The 22080-nt window shown below is 47.3% G+C and carries 16 protein-coding genes; 9 read left to right on the plus strand and 7 right to left on the minus strand.

The window, feature by feature from the left end:
- Positions 1-15: 15 nt before the first annotated feature.
- Positions 16-2439 (minus strand): phenylalanine--tRNA ligase subunit beta, encoded by a 2424-nt coding sequence (gene pheT / locus KJS94_RS17525; protein WP_214449329.1) that lies wholly within the window; start codon positions 2437-2439, stop codon positions 16-18.
- A gap of 135 nt (positions 2440-2574) precedes the next feature.
- On the opposite strand from pheT, the gene KJS94_RS17530 reads away from it, so the two are divergent.
- From KJS94_RS17530 to KJS94_RS17540, 3 genes are all read left to right on the plus strand, one after another.
- Positions 2575-2994, plus strand: coding sequence for a hypothetical protein (locus KJS94_RS17530; RefSeq protein WP_214449330.1), 420 nt, complete (start codon positions 2575-2577; stop codon positions 2992-2994).
- A 535-nt stretch (positions 2995-3529) separates the two neighbouring features.
- On the plus strand, positions 3530-5083 hold the full coding sequence (dnaB, locus tag KJS94_RS17535) for a replicative DNA helicase (RefSeq protein WP_214449331.1): 1554 nt from the start codon (positions 3530-3532) through the stop codon (positions 5081-5083).
- Between the two features lie 75 nt (positions 5084-5158).
- The gene (locus KJS94_RS17540) at positions 5159-5860 is read left to right on the plus strand and encodes an RsmE family RNA methyltransferase (protein WP_214449332.1); all 702 of its coding nucleotides are present in this window, start codon (positions 5159-5161) and stop codon (positions 5858-5860) included.
- Positions 5861-5985: 125 nt separating this feature from the next.
- On the opposite strand, the gene KJS94_RS17545 is transcribed toward KJS94_RS17540, so the two are convergent.
- Both KJS94_RS17545 and KJS94_RS17550 read right to left on the minus strand, forming a co-directional pair.
- Positions 5986-6813, minus strand: coding sequence for a TerC family protein (locus KJS94_RS17545; RefSeq protein ID WP_214449333.1), 828 nt, complete (start codon positions 6811-6813; stop codon positions 5986-5988).
- A gap of 175 nt (positions 6814-6988) precedes the next feature.
- Entirely contained in the window at positions 6989-8035 is a 1047-nt protein-coding gene (locus KJS94_RS17550) for a quinone-dependent dihydroorotate dehydrogenase (protein ID WP_214449334.1), read from the minus strand.
- A gap of 162 nt (positions 8036-8197) precedes the next feature.
- On the opposite strand from KJS94_RS17550, the gene KJS94_RS17555 reads away from it, so the two are divergent.
- The 5 genes from KJS94_RS17555 (at position 8198) to KJS94_RS17575 (ending at position 15153) form a co-directional block, all read left to right on the plus strand.
- Positions 8198-9376: a thiolase family protein gene (locus KJS94_RS17555; protein ID WP_214449335.1), complete on the plus strand. Its 1179-nt coding sequence runs from the start codon at positions 8198-8200 to the stop codon at positions 9374-9376.
- Between the two features lie 285 nt (positions 9377-9661).
- Entirely contained in the window at positions 9662-10303 is a 642-nt protein-coding gene (locus KJS94_RS17560) for a response regulator (protein ID WP_214449336.1), read from the plus strand.
- A 218-nt stretch (positions 10304-10521) separates the two neighbouring features.
- Positions 10522-12156, plus strand: a complete 1635-nt coding sequence (locus KJS94_RS17565; RefSeq protein ID WP_214449337.1) for a sensor histidine kinase — start codon at positions 10522-10524, stop codon at positions 12154-12156.
- 63 nt (positions 12157-12219) lie between these two features.
- Positions 12220-14589 (plus strand): TonB-dependent receptor, encoded by a 2370-nt coding sequence (locus KJS94_RS17570; RefSeq protein ID WP_214449338.1) that lies wholly within the window; start codon positions 12220-12222, stop codon positions 14587-14589.
- A 15-nt stretch (positions 14590-14604) separates the two neighbouring features.
- Complete coding sequence (locus KJS94_RS17575; protein WP_214449339.1) at positions 14605-15153, plus strand: hypothetical protein; 549 nt, start codon at positions 14605-14607, stop codon at positions 15151-15153.
- Between the two features lie 32 nt (positions 15154-15185).
- Here the strand turns inward: KJS94_RS17575 and KJS94_RS17580 are convergent, their stop codons facing one another.
- Positions 15186-16964, minus strand: a complete 1779-nt coding sequence (locus KJS94_RS17580; protein ID WP_214449340.1) for an ABC transporter ATP-binding protein — start codon at positions 16962-16964, stop codon at positions 15186-15188.
- Positions 16965-17056: 92 nt separating this feature from the next.
- Between KJS94_RS17580 and KJS94_RS17585 the strand changes: the two genes are divergently transcribed.
- Positions 17057-18370: an O-antigen ligase family protein gene (locus KJS94_RS17585; RefSeq protein WP_214449341.1), complete on the plus strand. Its 1314-nt coding sequence runs from the start codon at positions 17057-17059 to the stop codon at positions 18368-18370.
- Here KJS94_RS17585 and KJS94_RS17590 read toward each other — a convergent pair.
- The 3 genes from KJS94_RS17590 to KJS94_RS17600 are packed head-to-tail and all read right to left on the minus strand — an operon-like array spanning position 18367 to position 22076.
- The gene (locus KJS94_RS17590) at positions 18367-19101 is read right to left on the minus strand and encodes an ABC transporter ATP-binding protein (protein WP_214449342.1); all 735 of its coding nucleotides are present in this window, start codon (positions 19099-19101) and stop codon (positions 18367-18369) included. The two genes, KJS94_RS17585 and KJS94_RS17590, sit on opposite strands and share 4 nt — an antisense overlap.
- Positions 19102-19106: 5 nt before the next feature.
- Positions 19107-19904: an ABC transporter permease gene (locus KJS94_RS17595; RefSeq protein ID WP_214449343.1), complete on the minus strand. Its 798-nt coding sequence runs from the start codon at positions 19902-19904 to the stop codon at positions 19107-19109.
- Positions 19905-19913: 9 nt separating this feature from the next.
- A complete protein-coding gene (locus tag KJS94_RS17600; protein WP_214449344.1) occupies positions 19914-22076 on the minus strand; it encodes a glycosyltransferase in 2163 nt (720 codons plus the stop codon).
- Between the last annotated feature and the right edge of the window lie 4 nt (positions 22077-22080).

Here is a 22080-nt window from a genome sequence, read left to right on the forward strand (position 1 = left end):
CTTCAGCGATGTCGGTTATTTCCTGATCTCAGCCCCGGTTTCCTTTTCCAGGTTCTGGATCAGTTTCTGCATCATGGTATCGATCTCCTTGTCGGTCATGGTCTTCTCTTCGTCAAGGAAGGTGAAGCTAACTGCTACGGATTTTTTCCCTGCACCTAATTTCTCGCTTTCGAAAATATCGAATAGGGAAATATTCTTCAGTTTCTTAATGCCTGCCCCATGAATGGCTTTTTCAATCAGGCCGTAGGAGAGCTGCTGTGGTACCACCATGGCCAGGTCACGGTTTACTGGCAGCTGTTTGGGCAGTTCGCGGTAGCTGATCTTTTGCTTGCGGGCTAATTCCACCAGTTTGCTCCAGTTCAGGTCAGCATAGAATACTTCCTGTTTTACATCGAACTGCTCTGCCTTTGCCTTTGCCACCTGTCCAATAATCCCCAGTTTCTCTTTGCCGAAACTGATAGCGATCGCTGCAGTGAGCCCCTGCTCTTCAACCGGTTCCAGCTGGGCCTTTTCCAGTCCTGCTGCCTGGAGGATCTTGCCAACCACCCCTTTTAGCACATAGAGGTCACTGGCAGCTCCTTTGCTGCGCCAGCTTGCCGGCATGTATTGCCCGCTAAGGTAAACACACAAGTGGGGCTGTTCGGCATATTGGCCAACACCGCTGGTGCTATAGGTCTTACCCCATTCAAACAAAGCCAGGTCGTTGTTCTTACGGTTGATATTGTAGGCTACCCGCTCCAGGCCTGTTTCCAACATGGAAGGTCGCATCACATCCAGTTCAACACTGAGGTTATTCAGCATTTTTACCGAATTGCGAAGGGTATCTTCCCCGTAATAGGCGCTATTGGTGATGGAGTTGGTCAATACTTCATTGAAGCCGGATCCTGCCAGGTACTGGGCGATCTTCTCTTTCAGTGTTTCTTCAAATGAATCTTCAACCGAAGGGGAGATGGTGATGGTTTGGGGGATTATAACATTATCCAATCCATCTATCCGGAGGATTTCCTCCACGATATCAGCCGGGATGGAGATGTCTGGTTTACTGAATGGAACGGACACCCAAAGTTCGTCTATGCCGTCCTTGATCACTTCGAATCCCAGCGCTTCCAGTATCTTCTTCACTGTATCGGGGTGGTAATTCTTGCCACTCAGTTTTTTCAGGTAGTGGTACTTGAGGGCAACCTGCTTCTTTTCTGCAGGATTGGGATAAACGTCAACTATATCGGAGGCAATTGCTCCACCGGCCAGTTCCTTTATCAACAAGGCGGCCCTTTTCAGCACATTGACCGTTTGGGAGATGTCTACGCCCTTCTCGAAGCGGGACGCAGCATCCGTCCTCAGGCCATGGCGGAAGGAGGTTTTGCGGATCGAAACAGGATTGAACCAGGCGCTTTCCAGGAAGATATTGGTGGTCTTTTCCGTAACACCGCTGTGCAGTCCGCCGAAAACCCCGGCCATACACATACCGCTTTCAGCGTTACAGATCATCAGGTCCTCGCTGCTCAGTTTTCTTTCCTTTTCATCGAGGGTGACAAAGATGGTTTGCTCCGGAAGGTTCTTCACAACTACTTTTTTCCCGCTAATGGCATCGGCATCAAATGCATGAAGGGGCTGCCCTGTTTCATGCAGCACATAGTTGGTGATGTCAACAATATTGTTGATGGGGCGGACACCTATGGCCTGCAGGCGATCTGCCAGCCATTTCGGCGATGGGGCGATCTGTACACCTGTTATGCTTACCCCTGCATAACGCTGGCAGGATTCCTCATTTTCGAGACTTACTTCTATGGGCAGGCTTTGTTCCTGCACCTTGAAGCTGTTGACAGATGGGGTTTTAACCTTGAATTCCTTCTTGTCGTGGTGGGTGAGGTAGGCGCAAACGTCCCTGGCAACACCCAGGTGGCTCATAGCATCCATCCGGTTGGGGGTGAGGCCTATCTCAAAAACAATATCGTTGTAAGGTTTGAAATAATCGGCTGCCGGGGTTCCCGGTTTAAGGTCTGCGGGCAAAATCATGATGCCGGCATGGTCGTCACTCATCCCGATTTCATCTTCCGCACAGATCATTCCAAAGCTTTCCACTCCCCTGATCTTTGCCACTTTCATGGTCAAAGGGTCGCCGCTCTTGGGGTAAATGGTGGAGCCTACCGGGGCCACCACTACTTTTTGGCCGGCAGCTACATTGGGTGCGCCACATACGATCTGCAAGGGTTCAGGACCACCTATGGTAACCGTAGTTAACTTGAGTTTGTCTGCATTCGGGTGTTGTTCGCAGGTCAGCACTTCCCCTATCACCAGTCCCTGCAGCCCTCCCCTGATGGAGGCATACTGCTCCATGCTTTCCACTTCAAGTCCAATTGCTGTAAGGATGCGGGACAGTCTTTCCGGTTCTATTGTAACAGGTAAATACTCACTTAGCCAGTTGTACGAAATCGTCATTGAATTATCGGGTTTAAATTGCAGCCAGTGCTTCGCGGCACAGCGGACCGCAAATATAACGGATTGTTCAGGCTTGTCCCAGTAAAAGGGGGATTGCCGGGGTGGTTATCAATGTCTATTCCCTAAAAGGTATTTATGAAAATTGTCTTGGTGATAGCGGGTATTGGACTGATCATGGGCGTCGCTTCTTGCCATATGGAGGAAGGGGTAGGGGAGCCAGCAAAGGACCTGAGCGAACAAATGGATGTGCTGGCTATCCTGCAGGAGACGGTTGGACAGGACCTGGAAAAAGGGGACTGGGAGGGAGCCCTGCAAATGGCCAATAGCATGGATAGTGTATTCGATGTGTGCAGCCGCAGTTTTGAGCGGCACCATCGATTGAAAGAGCCTTTCCGGTCCTATTACGAAGGGAAAATGGCTGCTGCCATGTCCCAGCTCAGGAAGGCCATCCGCCAAAAGGATGAAATACTGGCAAAAGACCGCTACGCCTACCTGGTCCGTCGATGCAATAGCTGCCACAATGAAAATGATGTTGCCGAAAGGGCTCATGAATGAGTCCGTGAAACGCTAGTGAAACAGGTCGTTTTGCAAAAAGGGTGTTTTCACGGTGCCGGTCACATTGGCTGTAACCCTTGGCCTGTCAGGACCTGAACCCTTTTGGAGCCCCGGGCTCTGTCCTGGATGGGCCATTCTGGCTGCATTCCAGGTCTTTTCTCAGCACTTTTCCGGGCGTGGGATGATGCCAACGCCCATTCTGGTGGTGATGGATTCTGGCCAAACAATGCCCTTGAAATCTTTTCTCACATCCTGTGTGTATTTCAGCGGGGATTTGGCGGAAAACTTTTTTAAATTGTGGAAAGGCGAATAATTATTGTGGAAAAGCATCCTTTTCCTGTTAATAACCCTCTTGATATCTATAGCATAAATTAACGGCCGAAAAAATTTTTTTAGTAGAAAGGCCCGGATATATATTCGCCGTCCTTACCCGGGATTAACTACGCGTTTACAAATTGGTAACAGAAAAGTAACAGTGGTTAAACCGGTTCGGAGGCTGAAAGATTAGGCATTAAAATTATTTCTATACCACCCAATGGACCTTACAAACATCAACAAAGACCGGAAGAACCGAAGAAAAGGCTCGATTGATCTTAGTACAATGGTTTACGGCAAGGTTCCTCCCCAGGCAAAAGACCTGGAAGAGGCCGTGCTGGGCGCCGTTATGCTGGAGAAGGGCGCTTTCGATGTGGTTGTGGAGATATTAAAGCCGGAATGTTTTTATGTTGATGCCCACCAACGCATCTTCCGTGCCATGCAGGCCCTCTCGCAGAAAAGCCAGCCGATCGATATCCTGACGGTGGTGGAGGAACTGCGTAAGAGGGAAGAATTGGAAATGGTAGGAGGGCCTTATTACGTGACCAAGCTTACCAATACGGTAGTCTCCTCTGCCAATATTGAAGCCCACGGCCGTATTATCCTGCAGAAATTCATCCAGCGTGAACTGATCAGGATCAGCGGGGAAGTGATCAGCGATGCCTATGAGGACTCTACAGATGTATTTGACCTCCTGGACAGTGCGGAAAGCAAACTATTCGAGATCACGAATAACCACCTTCGCAAGGATTATAATTCCATCGATTCGGTATTGGTGCAAACCATACAACGTATCGAAGACCTCAGGAACCAGACTGAAGATATTACCGGAGTTCCCTCGGGATTCCCCAGCCTGGATAAGGTTACATTCGGCTGGCAGAAGACAGACCTTATTATTCTCGCAGCCCGTCCTGCTGTAGGTAAAACCGCCTTCGCGCTTAATCTGGCACGTAATGCGGCTTTGAACCCAGTCCGTCCTACAGCAGTTGCTGTTTTCAGCCTGGAAATGGGTGCCGGACAGCTGGTACAACGTATCCTCTCTGCTGAAAGCGAGATCCATCTGGAGAAGATCAGCAGGGGGAAACTGGAACCCTATGAAATGGAGCAGTTGTACAAGAGGGGGATCAACAGGCTGTCCAAGGCCAATATCTTCATCGATGATACGGCTGCGCTCAATGTATTTGAACTCAGGGCCAAATGCCGGAGGTTGAAGAACAAGCATGACCTTGGCCTGATAATCATCGACTACCTTCAGTTGATGAGTGGTGCCGGGGACAAGAATTCCAACCGTGAACAGGAGATCAGCCAGATCTCCCGCTCCCTGAAGCAGTTGGCGAAGGAATTGGAAGTGCCGGTGATCGCCCTTTCACAGTTGAGCCGTGCGGTAGAAACCAGGAAGGAAGGCAATAAGATGCCCCAGTTGAGTGACCTTCGTGAATCGGGTGCCATTGAACAGGATGCGGATATGGTAATGTTCATCTATCGTCCTGAATACTATGATGTGAATGCGAATGAGAATGGGGAAAGTGTAAAAGGGGAGACCCATATCAGGATAGCCAAACACCGTAATGGTTCCCTGGAAACCATTAAGCTCAGGGCCCAATTGCATATCCAGAAATTTGTGGATGATGGTATTGAAGGGGAAAGCGGAGGGGCACCGCAAGGCTGGAAGCCCCTTGGGCCAGTGGCAGGACCGGCTGATGGCGGTGGCTATCGCCAGATCGGCAGCCGGATGAATGATGTGCCTTTTGATGATGATGAGCCGCCATTCTGATTTATTTTCCTGAGTAACCATATTGATAAGGTCCCGCACCAGTTCTGGGCGGGACTTTGTTATTTTGCAGCCATTATGAGCCTCCCCTATTTTTTTGTTAATGAGTATAACCAGGAAATGGTGCTGGTGCTGGATGAAGATACCTCCAGGCATGTGGTGTCCGTATTGAGAATGGAGAACGGGGAACAACTTCACCTTACCGACGGGAAGGGGCATCTAATGACAGCCACCATAGTGGATGCACATAAGAAGCGATGCACGGTAAATATCGACCAACAGCATTTTGAGGAGCGGAAAGGTGCAGCGGTTTCAATAGCCATTTCACTTGTCAAGAATGTTTCCAGGATGGAATGGTTCCTGGAGAAGGCTACTGAAATGGGCGTAACTGCTATTTTCCCCTTGCTTTGCCACAGGACGGAGAAACAACATTTCAGGTTGGATCGCATGCGCCAGATCCTGGTGAGTGCCATGTTGCAAAGCCAACAGGTATGGTTACCCGAAATATCGGCTCCGGTTGCTTTTCCTGATTTGGTCAATAAGGAAAAGGCTGATCATCGTTGGATCGCCCATTGCCTGGAAGAAGAGCGGCTTTCCCTGAGGGAACTTACACCTGCTTCAGGCAGCCAACTCATCCTGATCGGGCCGGAAGGCGATTTTACTGCTGAGGAAATTTCCCTTGCCCTGTCAAATGGTTTTAAGGCGGTGATGTTGGGCGCAACCAGGCTTCGCACCGAGACGGCAGGCATGGTTGCTGCAAGCCTGATGTGTATCCGATAAGTGAATCCTTAAATATTAGGTAGGATAAGAAGTGGAACAGCTTCTTTATGACAATATCGAAGCATACCTGAATAAAAAAACGGCTGATGTTTCAGCCGTTTTTTATTAATGGGTATCAAGATCTTTTATTTAGCCTGGTCGTCATAAGGGGTTGGCATGGTGTCCCTGTATTGTGACTGGCGCAAAACAGGTTCCCGCAATTCGACAGGTTTCTTCTTCTGGTCTTTTTTCCGCATCCACATGTTCAGCAGTTCTACTCCAAAGGAGAAGGCCATTGCAAAATAAATATATCCTTTGTCGATATGACTTCCATGCAGGGGTTCCAACCCTTCGAAGAACAGGCTGAAGCCGACCATGAGCAGGAAGGAAAGGGCAAGCATTTTCAGGGTGGGGTGCTTGTGGATAAAGGCAGAGATCTTGTCTGCGAAGAAGAACATCACGATCATGGCGATGATCACGGCGATGATCATCACTGCAACGATCTTTGCCAGGCCAACAGCCGTAATGATACTATCGAAAGAGAATACCATATCGATCAACAGGATCTGGCCGATGATAGCAGCAAATGATTCCCCTTTGCTTTTGGCTTCAAGGGCTTCTTCATCACCTTCCAGTTTGTGGTGGATCTCCTTTACCGTTTTATACAAAAGGAAGAGACCACCCACGAACATGATGATGTTCCTGAGGTTGAAGGCGTAGTGGGAACTTCCCCAGTCGAAACCAAATAGTTCCTTGTTGCCGTTCTTAACCAGCCAGCCAATGGCCATCAATAACAATATCCTTACGGTAATACCCCCGATCATCCAGATCCGTCGGGCTTTGAGCTGATCTTTTTTGTCGAGGCGTCCCATCAGGATGGAAACGAAGATCACGTTATCGATGCCCAATACAATTTCCAATACAGCCAGTGTAATAAGGCTGATCATTGCGTCTACAGTGAGCAGTTGTTCCATGGTTTAGTGTTGATTTATGTGCTTGTTTGCTTTTTAAAGTTTTTCAATTGGTCAACCCCTTTACCAATAAATTGATTGACGATAGGCAAAAAAGATGAAACCCGGCTTCAAGTGGTTGCCTGTAAGGGTGGAATATTTTTCGGGTACTTATGGACAATATAGAAAGGCCGGTTGTTTATTGGACCAGGCCTTTACAAATCTGTTTTACGATCCCCGGCCCTTCATAGATAAAACCTGTCCATACCTGTACCAGGCTGGCCCCGGCTTCCAATTTCTCCCTGGCGTCAGCAGCGGTAAAGATGCCGCCACTCGCGATAATGGGAATTTGTCCTCCAGACCTTTCCGCTATGTACCTAACTATTTCGGTTGACCGTTGACGTAATGGAGCACCGCTTAGTCCGCCGGCACCAATAGCATCAAGTTCTTCCCCGGTAGTTTGGAGGTTCTCGCGGCTGATGGTAGTGTTGGTTGCTACCAGGCCGTCCAGGTTGATTTCCCTAGCCAGGTCTATCACGTCGTCAATCTCTTCCCAACTAAGGTCTGGTGCTATCTTCAGTAATAAGGGCTTGGGATTGGCCTGCTGCTGATTAATGGTCTGGAGGTGGGAGAGGATCTTGTGCAAGGCATCTTTTTCCTGTAAGGCCCTCAATCCAGGTGTGTTGGGTGAACTCACATTCACCACGAAGTAATCCACCCACTCAAACAGTTCCCTGAAACAGATCTCGTAATCCTTCCAGGCATCCTCATTAGGCGTAACCTTGTTTTTCCCGATATTCCCACCAATGATCAACTGGCTGCCGGACCTGGCTGCTTTATCCCTCCATTGCTGCAATCTTTTGACGGCGGCTTTCACTCCGTCGTTATTGAAGCCCATGCGGTTGATCAGGGCCTTGTCCTTTGGCAGGCGGAAAAGCCTGGGCTTGTCATTTCCCGGCTGGGGTTGGGGGGTTACCGTACCAATCTCTACAAAGCCGAATCCCAGGGCTTCCAGTTCATTAAGGTAGCGGGCATTCTTGTCGAAACCAGCCGCCAGGCCAACGGGATTGGGGAAATCCAGTCCAAAGACATGGGTGGCCAGTTTTTCATTATTGCTTTGGAAGCCCGATGCCACCAACTTTTTCAGGGGCCTGATGGAACAACCTGCCTGAAGGCTGTTCATGGCAAAATAATGAACGGATTCAGCTGGAAACCAAAACAGAATATTGCGGAGTAACTGGTACATAACGGTTGCGAAGATACATGCTGCCCCTTCGGTTACCAAGCCGTGCAATCACCTCTTTTTTGATTTTGCCGGAATGGAATAAAGCTTAACTTTGAGATAGAAGGTTGTCTATGCAACCTTTTTGTCTTGTCATTTAAAATCGTTCAATCAACTAATCGCATTATGCAAGAAGCGTATATCGTGGCCGGTTTCCGTACGGCTGTTACCAAATCCAAGCGTGGAGGCTTTCGTTTTGTGCGTCCCGATGACCTCGCAGTAGATGTTATAAAGGGTTTGATGACTTCATTGCCACAGTTGGACCCAGCCAGGGTCGATGACCTGATCGTTGGGAATGCTGTACCTGAGGCAGAACAAGGGCTTCAGATCGGAAGGATGATCTCTGTAAGGGCATTGGGCATTGACGTGCCCGGTATGACCGTGAACCGTTATTGTGCGAGTGGTTTGGAAACAATTGCCATCGCCACTGCCAAGATCCGTTCCGGGCAGGCCGAATGTATTGTAGCAGGAGGAACGGAAAGTATGAGCATGGTGCCCACAGCGGGCTGGAAAACAGTGCCGGCTTTTAGCGTAGCCAGTGAGACGCCGGATTATTACCTCAGCATGGGTTTGACAGCGGAAGCAGTTGCTAAGGAATTCGGTATCAGCCGCGAAGCGCAGGATGAATTTTCCTATAACTCCCACCGTAAGGCCATCCATGCCATTGAATCGGGCTTCTTTAAGCCAGGAATCCTGCCTATTTCAGTGGAGCAGGTTTTCCTGGACGAAAAAGGCAGGAAGCAGAAAAAGTCATTTGTTGTTGATACGGATGAGGGCCCCAGGGCGGATACCAACCTGGAGGCGCTGGCCAAATTGAAGCCTGCATTTGCAGCCGGGGGGTGTATTACCGCCGGTAACTCATCCCAAACCAGCGATGGTGCTGCTTTTGTGGTAGTGATGAGTGAAAGGATGGTGAATGAATTGGGCCTGAAGCCCATCGCCCGGCTGGTCAGTTGTGCCAGCGCTGGTGTCCATCCCAGGATCATGGGTATAGGTCCTGTTGCTGCCATTCCTAAAGCATTGTCACAGGCAGGTATGAAACTCCAGGATATTGACCTGGTTGAACTGAACGAAGCATTCGCTTCCCAGGCTCTTGCAGTGATCAGGGAAGCCGGCCTGAACCCTGATATTGTGAACATCAATGGTGGGGCTATTGCACTGGGTCATCCCCTGGGTTGTACCGGTGCCAAGTTGACCATCCAGGTTACCCATGACATGAAGCGTCTGAACAAGAAGTATGGAATGGTTACCGCCTGTGTAGGTGGTGGCCAGGGAATTGCCGGGGTTATTGAGAATATCCAATAAGGCCAGAAAACATTTTTTTGAAAAGCCGCACCGACTGAAAGTGCGGCTTTTTTGCTCCCGGGCAGGGGTAATCCTTATTGGTAATTGGGTATTTTTATTTTTTTCGGCCTTTTTTCCACCTATAAGTAGATACCCTTAATTCAGGCCTGGTAAGGGTTTGCGGCAAACGGCCAAAGATGGCCGGCAGATCAGGCTTTTTGCCGGCACTTTAGGTAATATTAAAAAATGGTTTCTTTGTAAATCATTATCCAATAATTGAAAAAAACCATTAAACAGTTTCAGGCCATGATCACGGTTTTTATTACGGATGACCACGAGATGTACCTGGAAGGCCTTTCACTTTTACTGCAAAAACAACCGGACATAAAAGTTACGGGGACAAGTTTGTCAGGTGCTGCCTTACTGGACCAATTGGGTGTTGTTAATGCCGATATCCTCCTGCTGGATGTAAACCTTCCGGACATGGAGGAAGAGGAACTGATCAAGCAGATCAGGTCAAGGATGCCCCAGCAGAAGATCATTTACCTCACCCTCATGAGGGGTACCCGCTATGTCCATAAACTCCTGAAGTATAATGTCCAGGGCTATATCCTGAAAAATGCCAGTGTAGATGAACTGATCAGTGCGATCCGCACCGTTGCAGGAGGGGGTTCCTATTACAGCAAGGAAATCGATATCCTGAATGAGGATAATTTTCGGAACACCCTTACCATCGAGGACAAGAAGGTAGATGAGATCCTTTCCAAAAGGGAAATCGAGGTCCTGAAACTGGTTTGCAAGGAGTTTTCCAATGCTGAGATCGCGAAAAAACTATTCCTGAGCATCAGCACGGTCGAAACCCACCGCAAGAACCTGATCGCCAAATTGGGTGTGCAAAATACCGTTGGACTGGTTAAATTCGCTTTGAAGAACAAGCTCATAGACTAATTCCTTGTTCTCCGGGTGATGTATTGCGGAACCTAACCTTCATATACCTTGTTTTTCTTGTTTCTTTTGCCCGGGCGCAAAAGGCTGATACAATATTCCTCAAAAGCCTGTATGATCGCAGTATTGCGTTTGACGAAAGCAAGATCGACTCCATTGGGTACAATGCCGGGCTAATAGAAGAAACTTCCTCACGCATCGGTTTCCCAAAAGGGAAGGTCTTGGCCCTGCGATTGAAGGGCTTGCAACAGGAATACCTTGGTAATTACGAGAATGCCATTTCTTTTTATTTCGCAACCTTGTCTGCTTCCCGTGAAGGCGGTTACCAGGAATATGAAATGTCGGCACTGAGCGACCTCGCGATCGCCTACACAGAGATCAAGCAGTACTCCCGAGCACGTGATTTCTACCTTGACTGCCTTAAGATTTCCGAAAGGAATGGGGAGGTTTCCAACCTTATCTCGGGGTACAGTAATATCGGGGCCATCTACAACCTTCTCAATATGCCCGATAGCGCCTTATATTATTTACGAAGGGCAGCGGAGCTGGCACAACAATTCAATCACCACGATTCCGACCCTTTCATCAACAATAATTTAGGGAACGTTTACTTTAAGAAAAAGGATTTTGCCAAGTCCCTGGAGTATTTCAGGAACAACCTGGTCTTGCATTTACAGGACGGGAATGAATCGAACTTATGGACCGATTACCTCAACCTGAGTGATGCGTTCATTGAACTGAAACAATTCGATTCAGCCAGGCATTACGCCGACCTTGCCTTGTCCAATGCCCGATCACTTCATTCCCGGCAAAAGGAAGCTGATACCTATTCCATTTTTGCAAAGTTATATGAGCGGCTGGGCCAATACCGGAAAGCATATGAATTCCAGCAGCAATGGTACCAATTGGATACTGCTTTGGTAAATGAGTCAACCAATAACACCATCGCCCAGATGCAGGAGCGGCTCCATGCCCGGGACAGGGAACAGCAAAACAAACTCTTGCTTGCGGCCGTGGAGCAGGAAAAATTACGCAATAAGGTCATTACGTTTGTTGCAATAGGAGCCGGTGCAGTGCTGGTGCTGGTAGCGTTTTTCCTGGTTTGGTACCGTCGGGCAAACAAAAAGCTCAAGGAGGTCAATACTGTCATCGTTAAACAAAAGGAAAAGCTGGTCACCCTCAACCATGAGAAAAATGCATTGATCAGCATTGTGTCCCATGACCTTTCCACTCCATTTGCCAGTATTGCCATGTGGAGCCAGTTATTGACAGAAGAAGCCGATCTGAACCCAGAGCAACGGAATGCGCTTCAAAAGATCAGGGTGTCTGCTTTGAATGGCGAGAAGCTGATCAGGAATATCCTTGAAGTGGAGAAAGGTGGTACTTCAGGGAAAAATCTGGAACTCGAAGAGACCGATCTGCGGGCTTATCTGGGGTACCTTGCTGAATTCCATTTTCCAGCCGCTGGACAGAAGAATATCACGGTCAGGGTAGAAGGTCCTGAAGAATTCTTCCTTTTGACCGACCAGGACCTCCTGAAAAGGATAGTGGATAATCTGCTCTCAAACGCAATCAAATATTCCCCCTCCGGGAAGCGGGTTGTACTTAGTTACGGGGAGACCGAAGCCGATACCTGGATCAGTGTCCAGGATGAAGGATTGGGAATACCCGTTGATGAACAAGAGTTGCTGTTCAAGAAATATGCCCAGTTGTCTTCGCGTCCCACAGCCGGTGAAAGCTCTACCGGACTTGGCCTATCGATTGTAAAAAGGTTGGTCAATGAACTGAACGGGACCATCCATTTCACCAGCGCCCCCGGCGAAGGATCTGTTTTCACAGTTCGCTTCCCTAAATAAAAAAAGAAACATTGTTGCAAATTTTCCCTTTTCCCTTAGTTTTGTGACCCACAAACAAACTAGTTGAAAAGTCTATTGAAATATAGCCTTCTTGTCTTCCTGTTGATGCCTGTTTACGCTTCGGCGCAGTGTGTCCTTCGGTTTAGCGGGGTAGTGACAGATGCGGACACCAGGGAGAAACTGAAAGGGGCAACAGTAACGATAAGGGAGACCAGGAAGGAACTGGTAACGGATGAGAAGGGAAGGTTCCAGGTGGAAGGCCTCTGTCCCGGGAGCTACAATATCCTGATCACCCATGTGGGTTGCCAACCTTTGGAAGCGCATATCCATATCAAGGATGACCTGCACCAGGATTTTGAACTGCCACATGCACAATCCCAGCTTTCCGAGGTAACGGTAGTGGGTGCAGCCAGTTCAAGGGGGACCGCCATCACCGGTGAAATAAAGGGCAGGAATCTGGAAGCTGTCAGGGGACTCAGCCTTGGGGAATCGCTCAAACAGGTTCCGGGAGTAAGTGTTTTACAGACCGGTTCAAATATTTACAAGCCGGTGATCCATGGGATGCATAGTAACAGGGTAGTGATCCTCAACAATGGTATCCGGCAGGAAGGGCAGCAATGGGGAAGTGAGCATGCGCCTGAAGTGGATCCTTATATTGCCAATCGCCTGACCGTTATCAAAGGAGCCAGTTCCCTGCGTTATGGAGGGGATGCCATAGGGGGAGTTGTTTTAGTGGAGCCCAGGTTATTGCCTGCTACCCCCGGAATTAAAGGCGAATTGAATGCTGCTATGTTCAGCAATAATTGGCAAGGGGTACTGTCCGGAATCATTGAAGGCAATTCGAGGAAGCATCCCGCCTTCAGCTGGCGACTGCAGTCATCCGTGAAAAGGGGAGGAAATGGCAGGACGGCCGATTATTGGTTGGACAATAGCGGGGTGTCTGAGTTCAATTTTTCTGTTGCGGCAGGATTACAGCAGGAGAAGAAGGGTGTTGAGGTCTTTTACAGCCAGTTCAATACCCGCCTGGGAATCTTCAGGGGATCACATATAGGCAATGTTTCCGACCTGGAACAAGTGATTGAGAATGGTGAACCACCTGAATACATCAAAAATGTAGGGTTTACTTATGAAATTGATCGCCCCTACCAAAAAGTGCAGCACCAGTTACTGAAAATTAAATCCTACCTGAATACCGGTGAGATCGGACGCTTGAACCTGGTACTTTCCGGTCAGTATAACAGCCGGCAGGAGTACGATATCAAACGATTTGCTTCCAGTCCGGATGTCCCACAACTGGACCTCACCATTGGAACAGTAGGTGCTGACCTTGTTTGGGATCATCATTCTTTCCGGAACATCAGGGGTACCATTGGGGTTACCGGTTCCTACCAGGAGAATGACTCTTATCGCCAGCGGGTTTTTATTCCCAATTACCAGGCTTACAATGCCGGCGCCTTTATCATTGAAAAATGGAGTAAGGGTCGTTGGTTGGTAGATGGCGGGTTGCGTTACGATATCCGTTCCATCTATAATGTAAACGATAACCTTGGCCGGGAATATGACAGCAGGTATTTCAGCAATCTTTCTTCCAATGCCGGGTTGACCTATCGTTGGCGTGATGATTTGAAGACCACGCTGAATTTTTCAACTGCATGGAGGGCGCCACAAGTAAATGAATTGTATGCGAATGGCCTTCACCATAGTGCGGCAAGGGTTGAATCAGGTGATCCTTCCCTGGGCCCTGAAAGGGCAAACAGCTGGTTGTTGAACCTGTTGTACAATACTTCGAAATGGGACATCGATCTCGGTTTTTATCATAAGGATATCGTTGATTTTATTTACCTGGCACCAACCTATCCACCTGTATTGACGATCAGGGGCGCATTCCCTGCTTTTGAATACAGACAGACAGATGCCAGGCTGAATGGGTTGGATGCTGCTGTGGGTTATTCCTTCAATGCCCATATCAAAGCTACCCTTAAGGCCTCCCTTTTAAGGGCCTGGGATAAGCGGGCAGATGACTGGATCATCCAGATGCCGGCAGACCGTTATGAGGCAGAATTGCAATATGATTTTGGCAATACCGGGAAATGGCAGGAAAGCTATATCAAATTGGGCTTCACTCAGGTGATGGAGCAGACCAGGGTTCCCTCGACCGGAAATATTGAAAAGCCACAGCCGGATGGATCCATCCAGTACGTGTCCGATTACGCACCACCGCCTCCTGCCTACTTCCTGACAAGCCTGGAAGCCGGTACTGGCCTGATGCTGGGCAAACAACCCGTAAACCTTGTCCTTACCGTCAGCAACCTTTTCGATGTTGCCTATCGGGATTATATGAACGCATTCCGGTATTTCTCCCTGGATATGGGTCGGAATATCGGCCTGAAGTTCAAAGTGCCACTTGGAAATGATAACCATCATAATCACTAATCAAAATCAAGACTGATGAAAAGAGTAATGAAGCGTTTTGCCGGAGGGTTGCTGCTTTCAGCCCTCGTGCTTACTGGTTGTTCAAAGGATAAGGAAACGCCCAATGAGGAAGAGTTGATCACTACTGTGGTGTTGACCTTCCAGGAACAGGGAACTTCCAATGTGTTTTCAGCAATTTTCAGGGATGCTGATGGGGAAGGTGGAAACCCTCCTTCAGCCTTTGACGAGATCGTACTGAAGCCCAATACCAAGTATACTTGTGCCGTAACGCTTTTGAATGAAAGTGTAAATCCTGCGGAGGATATAACGGAAGAAGTGGAAGAAGAGGCAGTTGACCACCAGTTCTATTTCATTCCCACACCGCCTAATATCAACATTACGATATTGGATAAGGATGCCAATAACCTGCCTGTGGGTATTACTTCAGAATGGCAGACTGCTGCTGCCAGCACTGGAACAGTAAGGGTTGTGTTAAAGCATAAACCAGGCGTTAAAGCCACAGGGGATGCAGTAACTGTAGGGGATACAGATATTGACCTGAACTTTACCTATAAGCTTCAATAAAAAATAAAGGCTGCTTAGGCAGCCTTTATTTTTTACGAAAGTATTTCTGGATGGACAGTGGATTTTTCGGTTATCTTTCTTTCCCCGATCTGTTGCCTCCACATGGCGTAGTAAAGACCTTTTTCGCTGAGTAATTGCTGATGGGTACCGGTTTCAACAATTTCACCCCTCTCCAGCACGAAGATCCTGTCGGCATGCATAATGGTGGATAAGCGGTGGGCGATCATAATGGTGATCTGTTCACGTTGGGCCGAGATGGACCTGATGGTACTGGTGATCTCATCTTCCGTCAATGAATCAAGGGCCGAAGTGGCTTCATCGAAGATCAACAGGTTGGGATGCCTTAAAAGCGAGCGGGCTATACTTAATCTTTGTTTCTCCCCGCCACTCAGTTTCAAGCCACCTTCGCCAATTACAGTATCCAATCCTTTCTCGGCCCTTCTCAGCAGGTTCTGGCAACTTGCCTTTTCCAACACGTCCAGCACTGCTTCATCAGATGCCCCTGGATTTACAAACAAGAGGTTTTCTTTAATCGTGCCTGCGAACAACTGCGTATCCTGGGTTACAAAACCGATCTGGCTCCTGAGTTCATCAAAGTCCAGTTCCCGCCCATCAATGCCATTGTAAAGGATACTGCCATCTTCCGGCCGGTAAAGTCCTACCAGCAGCTTTACCAGTGTGGTCTTACCTGCGCCTGAAGGGCCAACGAAGGCAATGGTTTCCCCCTTCTTTACTTCAAAACTGATGCCCTGGATGGCATGCTGTTGTGCAGTCTTATGCTTGAAGCTGATATTGGCAAAGGTTAGGGTATGGATGGCCGATAGGTGTTTAGGGTTCTCGGGCCTTGGCTCCGGTTTCTTTTCCATCAGGTTCCTGAAATTCTGGAGGGAAGCCTCGGCTTCGCGGTAGGATAGAATGATGTTGCCTATCTCCTGCAAAGGACCGAAAACGAAAAAGGAAAAGATCTGCATGGTAACCAGTTCTTCAGGTTTCATCCTTTCCTTATAGATCAGCCACATCAGGAGGAAAAGGATCACTTGTCGCAAGGTATTGACAAAGGTGCCCTGCACAAAGCTGAGGCTCCTGATGCGCTTCACCTTGGTGAGTTCAAGCCCAAGGATCTTGTAGGTATTCTTGTTCAGCCTTTCCACTTCCTGGTTGGTGAGCCCGAGGCTTTTGATCAGTTCAATATTGCGAAGGGACTCGGTGGTTGTTCCGGCAAGTGAAGTAGTCTGGGCTACAATGGTCTTTTGGATGGATTTGATCCTCTTGCTCAGTGCATTGGTTAGCAAGGTCAACAATAATATGCCACCAAAATATACCAACGGTAATGACCAGTGTATACTGAAAGCATAAATGGCCACAAACAGGATCCCGATAAAGACACCGAACAAGATGTTGATGAAATTGGAAATGAATCTTTCTGTATCGGTTTCCACTTTTTGGAGGATGCTGAGGGTTTCCCCGCTGCGCTGGTCTTCAAATTCGTGGTAGGGAAGTTTCATGGCATGTTTCAGTCCATCTGTAAAGACCTTTGCGCCAAATTTCTGGGTGATCACATTGAAGAAATAGTCCTGGAAAGCTTTGGCGATGCGGCTTACCATGGCTACACTGATGGATGCCAGTAATAATAGTCCTACTGCTTTGGCAAAACCCGGCCAGTCATATTGTTTGTAATCAAACGCGATCTTGGTCATTTTGCCGAAAATGATCGGATCGATAAGGGAGAACCCTGTATTGATGCCGGCTAATAGCAGTGTCAGCAGGACAAGCCATTTGTATGGCTTGAGGTATTGTAAAAGAATTTTCATGTAATAGGTAATCTTGCTAAAATTAGGATAATTACCCGCAAGAGTAGGGGATAGTTTATAGGGGAGGATTTATTTTTGGGAAATTTTCGTTGATGTTGAATTACCTTATCCTGAAGGACGTGCCTTCTGCCGGCCGGGGCAGGAAAGATGCCGGACTGTATGCTATCCTTGCCGTTTTTTATATCTCCCTGTTCCTGGCGAGGCATCCTGTTATCAACAATATCGCCATAGTGGGGATATTCGTTTATTCTTTTTTCTACAGCAGTTGGAAGGAAAGGTTAGCCTCTGTTGGCAGGCGGCCGGCACTGGTATTCATGCTGGCTTTTGGATTATGGCAACTGTTGAGTTTTGCCTGGTCAGCCAACAGGGCCGAAGCCTCCGTGATGCTGGGCATGCGGGCTCCCTTATTGATCTTCCCGCTTTCCCTGGGCTTGATCAGTATACCTGCATGGGTGCGTAACAGGTTCCTTTTCCTGATGGCAATGGTTATGGCAATGGTAGCAATCATTTGTTTTATTGCTGCGATCAGGAATTGGCAAAACACCGGTGATTCAGGCTTTCTGTACAATGATGCCCTGACAGGGATCCTTGGCCATCAATCCATTTATATAGCCTTGTTGACCAACCTGGTCCTGTTTGGGGCAGGGTGGTTGCTATACAAAAAGGAAGTGCCTTCGAACCTGGCAGGTTGGTTGTGGATGGCTATCCTTATCCTGTTGCCCTTTCATTTTATGCTGGCCAGCAGGATGGCCATCATTGTACTCTATGCAGTGGTTGGGTCATTTGTTGTTTGGCAGGTCCTTAGCAAAAAGATGGTGCTGGAGGGGGCAACCTTATTGATCGGGTTGCTGATCGCCGGCTTCCTGTTGTACAAGTTTTCGCCCAAGACACTAAATCGTTTCCGGGAATTGGCTTATACTAATTATGATTTCAAGAGCCAGGCTAAAGAGAGCCATTATAATGGGGAATTGAATGCAGAACAATGGAATGGCGCCAATATCAGGTTGGCCGTTTGGGAATGCGGGAAAATAGTGGGGAAAGAAAATCTATGGCTGGGAACGGGAATCGGCGATAAGATGGATGAATTGTTGAAGGTATATGCTTCCAAAGACTTTGTATTTGGGGTGACAACCAGGCGCAACCTGCACAATAATTACCTTGATGCCTGGGTGACCCTTGGACTGGTGGGACTGGTCCTGTTGGTTGCAGGTTGGGTCATCCTGCCTTTGATAGGAGCCGTAAGGAATGGGTTTGGATGGGGGGCATTGGTGATCATTGCCTTCGCTTGTTCCTATGTTTCTGAAACCTATTTTGACCGTAGCATTGGCAATGTTATGACCGGATTCTTCATTTGCCTGGCCCTTGCCATGGCATATGGTAAAGAAGCCAAGACAACCACTGGTTAGTGGTTGTCTTGCATATAAAGATCAATGGCTTCCTCGGGCTGCCCCGCGAATTCAATTTTCCCGTTCTTCATGTAGATCACCCTGTTGCAGTACTTTTTGATGACATCCATGGAGTGACTCACCAGGACAACTGTTTTACCCTGGATCCAACTGCTTTCAAACACCTTGATCGCTTTTTCCTGGAACTTCATGTCGCCGACTGCAAATATCTCATCAAGGAACATGATATCAGCACCTGCGTTTACTGCAATGGAAAACCCGAGCCTGGCTACCATACCGGAAGAGAAGAATTTGATTTTTGTGTCAACAAATTCTTCCAGTTCCGCAAATTGGATGATGGTATCAAAAATTTTGTCTATTTCTTTTATGGACAACCCAAGTACTGATGCGGATACATAAATATTTTCCCTGGCTGTAAGTTCATGGCTCATGCCGACCCCAAGGTTCATCAACATGGTTGTGCCATTAATATTGATATAGCCCGTATCACTTGGGTAAACCCCTGCCAGGAGCTTGACCATGGTGGATTTTCCACAACCATTCCGGCCTATCAGGCCTATACACTCGCCCCTCCTGATCTCGAGTGAGGACATTTTAAGTGCCTCTACACGTTTGTGCTTTGGAGGATTGAAAAGGTTGAATAACCTGTGTTTTACCGTGTTGTGGCTGTCTTCACTAATGGTAAATGTTTTGGAGATATTCTTTGCTACAATTATCGGTTGCTTGTCCATTCGCATTAGAGTTTTTCAGAGGCTTTAGAACCCAGTTTGTTTAAAATAGAGATGCCCAGTAGTAAGAGAAAAATGGCATAGCCAAAATCCCAGGCCATCAATGCAAAGTCGGGATTTTTTCCTTCCATCATTACATGCCTGGCATTGATGATGATGCCAGCAACGGGATTGACATAATCAAAGGAAGGAAGTGCCTCCTTGAATGTTTTCAAATTGTAAAGTATAGGTGACAGGAAGAATAAAAAGGAGATAAATACGGCCCATATCTGGGAAATATCTTTTGCGATAATATAGATGTTGGAGAGTATCAGGGACACCCCGAGTGATAAAATAAAAAGGTTGATATATAGTGGGATGATCCAGAGGTTATGAATCGACAGGCCAATGCTTTCCTTTTCCAGGAAGGCATAGAACATGCAAAACATCAGGAAATTGAAGAAGAGACCAATGCTGTTGCTTATCAGGGTAGAAAGGTAGATCTCGATCTTGTTCATGTTAGAATACTCATAGAGGTATTTCTTGACACTTAAGATCTGGATGGTGCCTGATGTAGATTCCACAAAGAAATTCCAAAGAATAAGTCCGATAAACAGGAAGGAGGCAAACGCCGGGATATCTGATTTCAGGATTATTTTGAATACTATATAGTAAATACAAATATCCATAATGGGCTTCAACAATGCCCAGAACAACCCCAGCTTGTTCTCATAGTATCTTAATTTGAATTCGATCTTGGCCAGCAGCCATAGGCGTTCCATCTTATTGGACCCTCGTAACCATTCATTAGCAACTTTCAGTATCATTTCGACAGATTATTTGAAGTTTTTGTACAGTGTATAGGCAACTTTCCTGATGTGCCTGTTTCTTTTAGCCAGTTCCTTTATCTTTTCTTTCATTTTGGATGATATCGGTAAGCCATTTAACCCACTAACAAAACTTGTTTCCAAAGTCGGGTTATCGATATATATACCACTTCCATTTTGATTAAGGATATTGGCTATTTCATGACCATAACGGTTGTAAAACGTTGCATGTTTTTGGGAAATTAACCGGTATAGGTAGGTCCTTTTGGTGTGGGTGAATGCCCTTGCCATTGAATTTTTCCTTATCCTGTAAAAGAATAGGGGCTCGGGCAGGACAACCCCTCCTTTGTTTTGACTGATCAGGCTGATAACACTATCCCAATCTTCCATTCCATAAACCAGCTTGTGGTCGTTCTGGCCAAATTCAAGGAAGGTGTTTTTCTTATAGACCAGAGAACTGCTATTTACGAGGTTATGGACCAGGATATAGGGTGGCTCCGGGTTAAATGAAGGCCATGTGTCCTGGCTTTCGCCAAAGTATTTGATCCAGGTGCCAACGAAATGTACATTGTCATACAGCCTTAGTGTCCTGATCGCTTTTGAATAATAATCAGGGGCGACCATATCATCCGCGTCAAGGAATGCCAGGTATTTACCAGTTGCGTTTTGGGCGCCAATATTCCGGCAAATGGATAGTCCTTCATTTTTCTTGTGGATCACTTTTACGTTGGGGATATCCTCGAATTCCTTAAGTATGGATATGCTGTTGGGTTCAGTGCTGCCGTCATTCACAATGATCACTTCCATTTCAGGGTAGTCAGCATTTAATACCGACCTCACACAATCCCGGATATAATCGCCCATATTATAATAGGGAATCACTACACTAAGGAGTTCGTTTTGGGGACCAGATTGGCTTTTGTTGTTGACAGGTACAGCACTTTCGAGAAATGGAAAGTGCTTTCTTTCCGGTTTATTAGCGAGGTATTGCTGGATGACCCTGATTTTTTGGTTGTATATCACATCAGGAGCATACTTTTCTTTTATGGACGCGTGTGCCCGTTTTCCTATCTGGGCTAACTCCTTATTGGAAAGGGTCAGGATGAGTTCCAGTTTTTGATGGAATTCCCGGGGTTTGTCATGGTCAAAAATGAAGCCATTGAAACCATCTTCAATCATCTCTGATTGCCCTCCACTTTGGGATACAAGAAGGACTTTCCCCCAACTCATTGCTTCCAATACGGTATAGGGGAAATTATCGAAGGTACTCGGTACGATCACTACATGGGCATTAATGACCTTTGCCCTTGCTTTTTCAGGGCTCAGGTTACCCTCCAGTACCAGCAGCCCACTTTCAATATACCGGGCATATTTTTCCTTAACGATATCGCCCATGGTGAGGCCTTCCGGGTGGAAGATCTGTTCGGTTCCCCCAATGATATGGAGTGGATGTTCGAATCCATTATCCCATAGTTCCTTGAAATACCTTAACAGCTCAAAGCTTCCTTTCAGCGGGGAAAGTTTTCCGAAGCAAACAATATGGTTTCGGTTGATCGATTGTTCCCTGAGGTCAGGAATATCAATAGGGTTTGGGATGACCTCCGCCCGTGTATCAGTCCAGTCCATTCTTTGTTTCGCTTGTTCAACAAAATAGTAGGAAGGCGATACCAGTATGTCAGCGCATTTGATCGTTGATTTTTCCATCAGGCCAGTCCAATAATAGGGAAGCTGGTAGACAGGAATATGGTTGTATTCCAGGCAGATGAATGAGGGTGCATGGCAGGTTATCAGGATATTAAGGTCCTTAAATGACTCATATCCCAATAGCTTGAATTGTTGGGTGTAATAGGCTATGCCATGGTATTCCTGGGATTCGAGAATATCAGGTGCGCCTTCCTTTTGGATGTATTTTTCTATTGCCTTTGCATATTCATAACTTAATGCTGCATTGAATCCGAGGAATTTGCTTGCATTGGTTTGGGTAGGCGGGAACCTGATTATCCTGATACCATCCTCTATGGATATCCTATCAGAAGCGATGCCCATCTGATACAGGAATACCGTTACGCTATGCCCTTTATCCCGGAGCATGCGTGCTGCAATAGAAACATATGTACCGATCCCCCCTCCGAATTCAGGCGGATACTCTGTAGTGAGAATCCAGAATTTCATATCC

The sequence above is a fragment of the Flavihumibacter rivuli genome (assembly GCF_018595685.2).
GTDB classification, from domain to species: domain Bacteria; phylum Bacteroidota; class Bacteroidia; order Chitinophagales; family Chitinophagaceae; genus Flavihumibacter; species Flavihumibacter rivuli.